Origin of the sequence: Sulfuricurvum sp. (genome assembly GCF_019163035.1) — a bacterium.
Lineage (GTDB): Bacteria > Campylobacterota > Campylobacteria > Campylobacterales > Sulfurimonadaceae > Sulfuricurvum.
In genome coordinates this window covers 1-8003 of the sequence record NZ_JAFLKV010000049.1, presented here as the reverse complement: position 1 = coordinate 8003, position 8003 = coordinate 1, and the positions used below count along the sequence as shown (strand labels likewise).

Below are 8003 nucleotides of genomic sequence, written 5' to 3'. Positions count from 1 at the left end.
CGCGGTCTTTTTTCTCTTTCATTTCGGTTTCAGTCGCTGCTCCGACTTTGATAACCGCAACACCGCCTGCGAGTTTCGCAAGACGCTCTTGAAGTTTCTCTTTGTCGTATTCGCTCGTGGTGCTTTCGATTTGGGTACGGATCTCTTTGATACGTGAGTTCACTGCATCTTTATCTCCAGCTCCGTCAACGATAGTGGTGTTATCTTTGCTGATAACAACACGAGACGCTTGACCGAGGTCAGCTACGGTTGCGCTATCGAGTGTACGTCCGATCTCTTCACTGATGAGTTGTGCACGAGTGAGTACCGCGATATCTTGGAGCATTGCTTTACGGCGATCACCGAATCCCGGTGCTTTAACGGCTGTGATGTTGAGTACACCGCGCAATTTGTTCACGACCAAGGTTGCCAACGCTTCACCGTCTACATCTTCAGCGATGATGAGAAGAGGGCGTGAACTTTTTTGAACTTGCTCCAACACAGGGAGAAGGTCTTTGAGGTTTGAGATTTTTTGATCGAACAAAAGGATAAACGGGTGATCCAGCTCAACGGTCATTTTTTCCGAGTTGTTGATGAAGTACGGGCTGAGGTAACCGCGGTCGAACTGCATCCCCTCAACAACGTCGAGTTCGTCGTTGATCCCTTTGGCTTCTTCAACCGTGATAACACCATCACGACCTACTTTGTCCATCGCTTCAGCGATCATGGCACCGATACGCTCATCGGAGTTAGCCGAGATAGTAGCGACTTGTGCAATCTCTTTTTTATCGTTGATGATACGTGACGCCGCTTTGAGTTCTGCCAAAATCGCTTCAGTCGCTTTGTCCATACCCCGTTTTACTTCGATTGGATTAGCACCTGCCGTGATGTTGCGAAGACCCTCTTTGAAAATAGAGTTGGCAAGGATGGTTGCCGTAGTGGTACCGTCTCCCGCTTCGTCTGCTGTGTTAGAAGCTACCTCTTTAACGAGTTGTGCCCCCATATTTTCCAAAACATCTTTGAGTTCAACTTCTTTTGCAACCGTTACACCGTCTTTGGTGATAAGTGGTGCGCCGTAGCTGCGTTGGATAAGGACGTTACGTCCACGCGGTCCCATCGTTACTTTGACTGCATCAGTGAGTTTTTGTACCCCTGCGGCTAGTTTGTTGCGAGCTTCGTCTGCATAATGAATTTCTTTTGCCATAATAGTTTCCTTTATTTAATAATTCCGAGTAAATCGCTGGTAGCGATAACGAGGTAAGCTTTCCCCTCTAATGTTAGTTCTGTACCGGCGTATTTACCGAAAACGACAACATTTCCTATCTCTACATTGGTTACTTTCTCGCTCACTGCTATTACAGTTCCTTGAGATGGTTTCTCTTTTGCATTGTCAGGAATAATGATACCCGATGCGGTTGTAGTTGCTTCTTCGAGGCGTTGAACCAATACTCGTTTTCCAAGTGGTTGAAAATTCATTGTTTTTCCTTCTTTAATGATTTTATATGCTTGGGATTGTACACGAGTTTAGGTTAATTGTCAATGTCTTAGTCTTTGAGACTCAATTAATATGAGCTTGTGTTGTGTATGTTAAAATTTATTCGTAGGTTTATTTTTACTTTTAGCTTTTAATAAGTAATGGTTTACTATAATTCCGGTCTTCCCAAAAGATGGCTGGGTAGCTCAGCTGGTTAGAGCGCTGGTCTCATAAGCCGGAGGTCGGGGGTTCGAGTCCCCCCCCCGCCACCATCTTACAAATCAATCCCCATCAAATTCATTCAAAAAATCCTTTAAAACTCCACAAAATAGCTGTTTTTATTCCTTTTTATCCTCCGATGTCCATTTATGCACTTCATATAAAACTAAGATTTTTAGGGGTAGGATTAGGGGTAGTTTGCTTTAGGGGTATCAAAGCCTCTAAAAAGATACCCCTAAAAAGTGAGATTTACCTATGGCTCGCAAAGCAGTACCCCTAACCGATACAGAAATAAAAAAGGCAAAATCAGCCGAAAAAGATTATAAACTCTTTGATGGCGGCGGACTATTTTTACTGATTAAACCGACCGGCGGTAAATTATGGCGTTTGAAATATCTCTTTGAGGGCAAAGAAAAGCTACTTTCATTAGGCACTTATCCTGAAACGACATTACTTGAAGCAAGAGCCAAACGAGACGAATATAAACGAGAGATCGCCAAAGGGATAGACCCAGCCTCAGAGCGTAAAGAGTCCAAAGCAAAAATCGAAGCAAAAGCGATCGAAGAACAAGCGTCCATTGATGGGCAGTTTCACCTAGTAGCGTATGAATGGCTTAACTCACTTAACAATGACGAGAGTACACACAATAAGCGCGTTTCATCGTTTGAAAAAGATATTTTTCCCTACTTGTGTACTTACAACGAACGTCATATCATTATCTCCTCAAAGCACATTAAAGATATTACCCATCCCGAATTATTGAAAATCATTAAGACAAAAGAGAAGACGGCTCCCGAAGTAGCGATTCGCCGGTTCAGAGATTGTAACCGGCTTTGGAGATATGCGATCAATCACGGTTATACGGAAATCAATATCACCGATCGAATCAGTAGCGACGCATTCATCCCCCGGAAAGAAAAACACATCCCTAAGATCACGGACGAAAAAATCTTAGGAGAGCTTTTAAGGGGTATAGACGATTATAAAGGCGAGGGGGGGATTATCGTGCGAAATATTCTCCGTTTTGTCTCTATTATGCCTTTACGTGCCGATAATCTATGTAAATTACGATGGGGTCAAGTCGATTTTGAAAAATCGATCATTACGATACCTCGATCAGAGATGAAAGTTAAAGATCAAAATCTACCTGACTTTGTATTACCGCTCCCGGTACAAGCGTTAAATATTCTCAAGGAAATAAGAGAGATTACTGGATGGGGACAATGGGTATTTCATGGTGTACGCAATAATCTCACCCATGCGAATAAAGAGAGTGGCAATAAAGCATTACGATCGTTGGGATTTATTGACGAGGTAAACGGCCGCAAACAAACACTTCACAGTTTTAGAGGTACTTTCCGATCACTGAGTGAAACATACGCTAAAGAGCATGGAGTGAGTTTTGAAGTTCGAGAACGTGCGCTAGATCACCATGAGGAAAATAAAGTTGTTAGAGCCTATACCCACAAAGCCGATTACACCGAGCAGATGAGAGAGCTGATGCAATGGTGGGCGGATTTTTTAGACAAAGCGAAAACGTCAAGGGAAAACCGGACAAAATAAATCAACCGATTGCATTTCACTATGCTACGTTTTAATATCATTATTTAATTGATTAAATATTGGTATTTAATTCCAACTTGCTAGTCACCATATTTTTTTTGGATCATCAATCTTGACTGCATAAGGACTAAAAGAGGTTTTTTTCTGTCGATCTCTTAAAACAATCGGCCCTGTTTCTTCTTCTCTAGTTTCCTCGATTGTTTGTACAATGGTATGATCTCCATTTGATGATCCGACCGTTTCAGCCTCATTTTTTGGTGTTGGTCCTCCAGAGATTTTTACCTCTTTTTGAGGAGCTAAATTTCTCTTAAAATAGATATTAAACTGCTCATAGCTCATTTTGATTTTATGATCATTTTTGACTTTCTCATACAGCATTTTTGCAGAGCGATAACCATCATCTTCATATAGTTTTTTCAGTATTTTTAAGAGTGAAAAAAACTCAAGCATTGCTTCACCTTTTTTAAGTGCCATCATTTCCTCCTAAATTGTAATATATAGTTCTATATTTTACAATATTGTATCATATTGTAAAATAAAGTCGTGTTTTCTAATAGAAATTTTGACTGAAAAAGCGCTCTTTTAAGAGGTTTTTCTATTTTAGATATTGTGTGTATAATTTTGTGCTATACTTTATGATATAAAAAAGGCAGGATGTGTAAACGTATATACATTAGCGAAGCAAAAGTATATAGTTTTCATCCTGACACTTATTCGCACCAAGGTGCTCAACGGTAAAAGAGGAGGGCGAAATGCCGCCAAAAAAAAGAAAAGATCCACTTGAAATTCGGGGTAAAATTTTGCCGATTCGGGTTAATCAAGAAGAGCTAAATTCAATTAGTGAACAAGCAAGCCGCTTCGGTTTATCATCATCAAATTATCTTCGCTCTCTTGGGATGAATTACCCCGTTAAATCGATAGTGGATGAACAGGCGGCGGCAGCTCTTTTAAAAACAAATTCTGATTTAGGAAGATTGGGTGGTTTATTTAAAATGTGGCTCAATCGAAACAGTGATGACAAAGAGAACTTTAGCAGTCAAAGAACCTATAAAGATATTGATGTACTAGTGGACGAGATCGAGCGCATCCAACAAATTTTAAAGCAAGAGGCTTTAAAAATAATGAGATCCAATGATCGTTAAAAAAATCACCAAAAAAGCTTCAACACAATCGAGCTTTAAAAATTTATCCAATTATATGCTTGACGAAAAGAACGGCCGTCAAAAAGTCGAAGAGTACACTTTTACAAACTGCTCTTTTGAAAATGTCGAGGATAATATTTTAGAGATTGAAAATACTCAGGCAATGAATACCAGGGCAAAATCAGATAAAACATATCACATGGTAGTTTCTTTCCAATCCGACGAGAACCCGACGTCGGAAATGATGCGAGAGATTGAAGCGGAACTCGTTAGATCCATTGGAATGGAAAGACACCAACGCCTAAGCGTTGTTCATGGTAATACGAATAATCTACACATCCATATAGCCATTAACAAGATCGATCCCGATCTATACCGCAACGTCGATCCGTCGTTTGATAAAACCAAGCTACAAGAGAAAGCAGCACAGTTGGAGATCCAACACGGTTTAAAAATTGATAACCATATTCCGAATAAAGAAAAGTATACTGATCGTTCTATACAAGAGATCCATTCCGGTATTGAGAGTTTTAAAACGTGGATCAAAGAGGAAGTTGCCGGATCTGTTAAAAAGGTATTGGAAGAGGGTAGATCATGGGAAGAGCTGCATAAAACTTTAGGTGAATATGATCTTGAACTTGTAGAACGTGGAAATGGCATGGTTATATCGTCTCGATCATCTAACTACCATGTTAAGGCCTCTGATGTTTCAAGGGATCTATCCAGAGGAAAGCTTGAAAAAAAATTGGGTGAATTTCAAAAGCCGGCTGCGATAACTGAAGCTAAAGAGAAATTCGGATCTCGTTCAAAAGTTAAAAATGAGTACTGGGACGAGTACAAAAAACAAGCGGATCAAAACAAAGTGCAAAAGATCCTTTTGATCGAAGAGCAGAAGAAACAAACCGCTAAAGATAAACTGGTGATTTTGACAACGGCAAAATTCGAGAGAGGAAAAGTGCAGCGTGAGGTTAATTTGAGCCGAGAAGAAAAGCGGCAAGGATATTTAGACGTTGCGAGAAATAAACGAGAAGATCTAAGACAGCTTTACGCCAAAGATAGAGAAGCTAAAGCGGAGATATACAATGAAGTACGGCACACATCCTATAAAGACTTTTTGATTGAGAAAGCGATTACCGGCGATTTAAAAGCCCTTGATCTATTAAACCACGGTAAGAATAAAAAAGCCGAACCGATCAAAGATGCCAACATCATCATTGGAGAGGATTTTAAACCGGTGATTGACACCAAGAAAGCACCAATTATTACAAAGTCCGGGGATATTGTGTATAAACTGGATCGTGACACTAAAATCATGGATCAAGGAAGCATGATCAAAACCACTATATTAAAAAAAGAATCTCAATACCTCCAAACACTTTTATTGGCCAAAGAAAAATTTGGTAAAGATTTGGACGTACAAGGTACGGACGAGTTTAAAAAACAGATGGTGATCATTACGATTAAATACGGAGTCGATATTAAATTCAAAGATACTGAAATGGAAAGAATGCGATCAATTAGTCAAGAAAAGGTGCCCAATCAGTCGAAAGACAAAAAAATTGTAAATGTGGATCTGGAAAAAGGGATGGGGAGATAGTATGATAGTCCGAGGGGTTAACAACCCCTCATTTTCCATTGTAAAGCAGGTGCGAAATTTTTATACTTTTTCCCCGAGGATTTTAGGAAGATAGCCAAAAATCTTGTCTTTAAACATTTTCAATCGTTGTTTCGCAATCAGATTGAAACGAGCATCCATGAGAACTTCAGAAAATGTCAAACTCTCTTTAGTCATATCCTCGATGTCTTTGCCAAATGTTTTGGGATTTTGAGCGTCGATATAGACCAATGCAAAGATACTCTTTTTATATTTTTTGTAAACGTCCATGTCCTCAAATTCTTTTCCATCCGCGTCCTCGATGAGTCCTTGGAACTCGTTTAACCATACCACAAACTTAACGCCCGGATATTTTTCAAGTAATTGAACAAATCCATTAATCGTATCTTTTTGAGCTTGACCTCCGACGATGGGAACGTGTAGAATTATCTCGTATTTATTGCTTAACGTTGCAAATGTATCATTTTCTGAAATGTATTCGATCAAAGGAATGAATGACGTTGCACCGTTATCAATAACAAAGTCTTTATCCTCACTCTGAAGCATATTTAAAACGAGTGTATCGAATTTACGCGGATCAAACTTGCCAAAACGATCAAGTAAAGTCAAATGATTGACGCTTAATGCCGAGATAGAAAAAAATGTTGCATTATTCGGATCTGTATCGACACAAACTAGACTCTCTCCGTTGTCACCTCTTAGCTCATGGTAGTATTGAGCAATAAGGGAAGATATAAAACTCTTCCCAACGCCGCCTTTGCCTTGCAAAATGATATTTGCTGTTTTTTTCATAGTAGATTCCTTTTTTATGATGTTAAATAGAGCTATACGCTCTTATGATTATGATGCGGCAGCTACGCTATTTACATAGCTACCGGCATCCGCCTTGGCTGCATCCATTTCTTTTTGTTCATTGATTGATTGCGTTTTTTGGTTCATTTTTTGTGTTGCTTTTTGGAGGGTACCATTTGAATCGGCACCCGTCGCTTTTCTAACCATTTCAGCACCTACCGCTTTGGCAATATTGCCTATAGTTGAACCTTGACCCGCTGCGCTTAATCCTTTTGCCGCTTTCACAGCCCCACTCATTCCTGCTGCACCTTTAGCGGTAGCGGCGGCTCCCGCCATAGCACCGCCGACGACACCTGCTGCCACACCTAACCCCGCTACTGAATTTCCACCTAGTGAGCCACTCATGAGGCTATTTACCACACCGTTTATCATTTGAACTACTGAGGCAAGAACAATAGACATCACGATGATTGCAACGTATGAACCAGTGTCATTTCCCACTGATGCTTGCAACTGCTCAATAGTTGAAATCGTGAGGGCTAGCACCAGTTTTATGAACATCAACTCCATTCCCGCAGCAAAGAGTGCTTTTATCGGGTTGACCGCCATTGATCTGGTATAAGATAATCCGCCAAGAGAAATAACGATGTATGATCCTGCGATCAACATTTGAATCTTGACCAATGTCATGAACAGTTGAGCTGCCATCAATCCAAAAGCAACTAAACAAATTGCGCCGGCAATTACGGCGGCTATACTTCTCCCAATATCAGTTATAGTCATACCATCCCAAAGAGCCATTACCAACTGCATAGCAGCTTCGAGGATCGTGTCTGGTTCAATATTTCGATCTGTAGCGTTTGCCGCAATTTGTGCGAACGACTCTGGAATCATCTTCAAATAATCAACCGAATTGAAGAACAGCAAGAAAAACCCTATCCACATTATTTTTTCGATTAATGTCCATAAAATTGCGCCGACTTCAGTGCCTTTAAGTGCCATAGCCCCAAATGTCAGCACGAAGTCAATGACGATAAAAGACATAAATAGATACATCCCCGCAGGTTTAATTGCATTAACCCACGAAGTGGATGCTGCGGAGAAAATTCCTAGGACACCATCGACATTGTTGTTTGTATCAATTCCCGCAAAAAGCATCGAGGGATGTAAATTTCACTCCCATGTTTCCAGTCATTTCACTTTTATGTTTCCACCCGTT

The 8003-nt window shown here is 40.3% G+C and carries 8 protein-coding genes and 1 tRNA gene; 4 read left to right on the top strand and 5 right to left on the bottom strand.

The window, feature by feature from the left end; genetic code table 11:
• Both groL and groES read right to left on the bottom strand, forming a co-directional pair.
• Nucleotides 1–1183, bottom strand: a 1183-nt coding sequence (gene groL, locus JZU62_RS04445) for a chaperonin GroEL (protein WP_295012303.1), incomplete at its 3' end; no start/stop codon positions are given.
• Nucleotides 1184–1194: 11 nt separating this feature from the next.
• Complete coding sequence (groES, locus tag JZU62_RS04440) at nucleotides 1195–1455, bottom strand: co-chaperone GroES (RefSeq protein ID WP_295012300.1); 261 nt, start codon at nucleotides 1453–1455, stop codon at nucleotides 1195–1197.
• Between the two features lie 193 nt (nucleotides 1456–1648).
• On the opposite strand from groES, the gene JZU62_RS04435 reads away from it, so the two are divergent.
• Both JZU62_RS04435 and JZU62_RS04430 read left to right on the top strand, forming a co-directional pair.
• Nucleotides 1649–1725, top strand: a tRNA-Met gene (locus JZU62_RS04435).
• A gap of 202 nt (nucleotides 1726–1927) precedes the next feature.
• Nucleotides 1928–3235 carry an integrase arm-type DNA-binding domain-containing protein gene (locus tag JZU62_RS04430; protein ID WP_295012298.1) on the top strand — a complete coding sequence of 436 codons (1308 nt, stop codon included), beginning with the start codon at nucleotides 1928–1930 and terminating at the stop codon, nucleotides 3233–3235.
• Nucleotides 3236–3319: 84 nt separating this feature from the next.
• On the opposite strand, the gene JZU62_RS04425 is transcribed toward JZU62_RS04430, so the two are convergent.
• The gene (locus JZU62_RS04425; protein WP_295012296.1) at nucleotides 3320–3709 is read right to left on the bottom strand and encodes a hypothetical protein; all 390 of its coding nucleotides are present in this window, start codon (nucleotides 3707–3709) and stop codon (nucleotides 3320–3322) included.
• Between the two features lie 278 nt (nucleotides 3710–3987).
• Between JZU62_RS04425 and JZU62_RS04420 the strand changes: the two genes are divergently transcribed.
• Nucleotides 3988–4377 carry a DNA transfer protein gene (locus JZU62_RS04420; protein ID WP_295012294.1) on the top strand — a complete coding sequence of 130 codons (390 nt, stop codon included), beginning with the start codon at nucleotides 3988–3990 and terminating at the stop codon, nucleotides 4375–4377.
• Nucleotides 4367–5974 (top strand): TraI/MobA(P) family conjugative relaxase, encoded by a 1608-nt coding sequence (gene traI, locus JZU62_RS04415; RefSeq protein WP_295012292.1) that lies wholly within the window; start codon nucleotides 4367–4369, stop codon nucleotides 5972–5974. Before JZU62_RS04420 ends, traI begins: the two co-directional genes overlap by 11 nt.
• 60 nt (nucleotides 5975–6034) lie before the next feature.
• Here the strand turns inward: traI and JZU62_RS04410 are convergent, their stop codons facing one another.
• Together JZU62_RS04410 and trbL are read right to left on the bottom strand one after the other, a co-directional pair.
• Complete coding sequence (locus JZU62_RS04410) at nucleotides 6035–6784, bottom strand: conjugal transfer protein TraL (RefSeq protein WP_295012290.1); 750 nt, start codon at nucleotides 6782–6784, stop codon at nucleotides 6035–6037.
• Nucleotides 6785–6832: 48 nt separating this feature from the next.
• The gene (gene trbL, locus JZU62_RS04405) at nucleotides 6833–7942 is read right to left on the bottom strand and encodes a P-type conjugative transfer protein TrbL (RefSeq protein WP_295012288.1); all 1110 of its coding nucleotides are present in this window, start codon (nucleotides 7940–7942) and stop codon (nucleotides 6833–6835) included.
• Nucleotides 7943–8003: the final 61 nt, after the last annotated feature.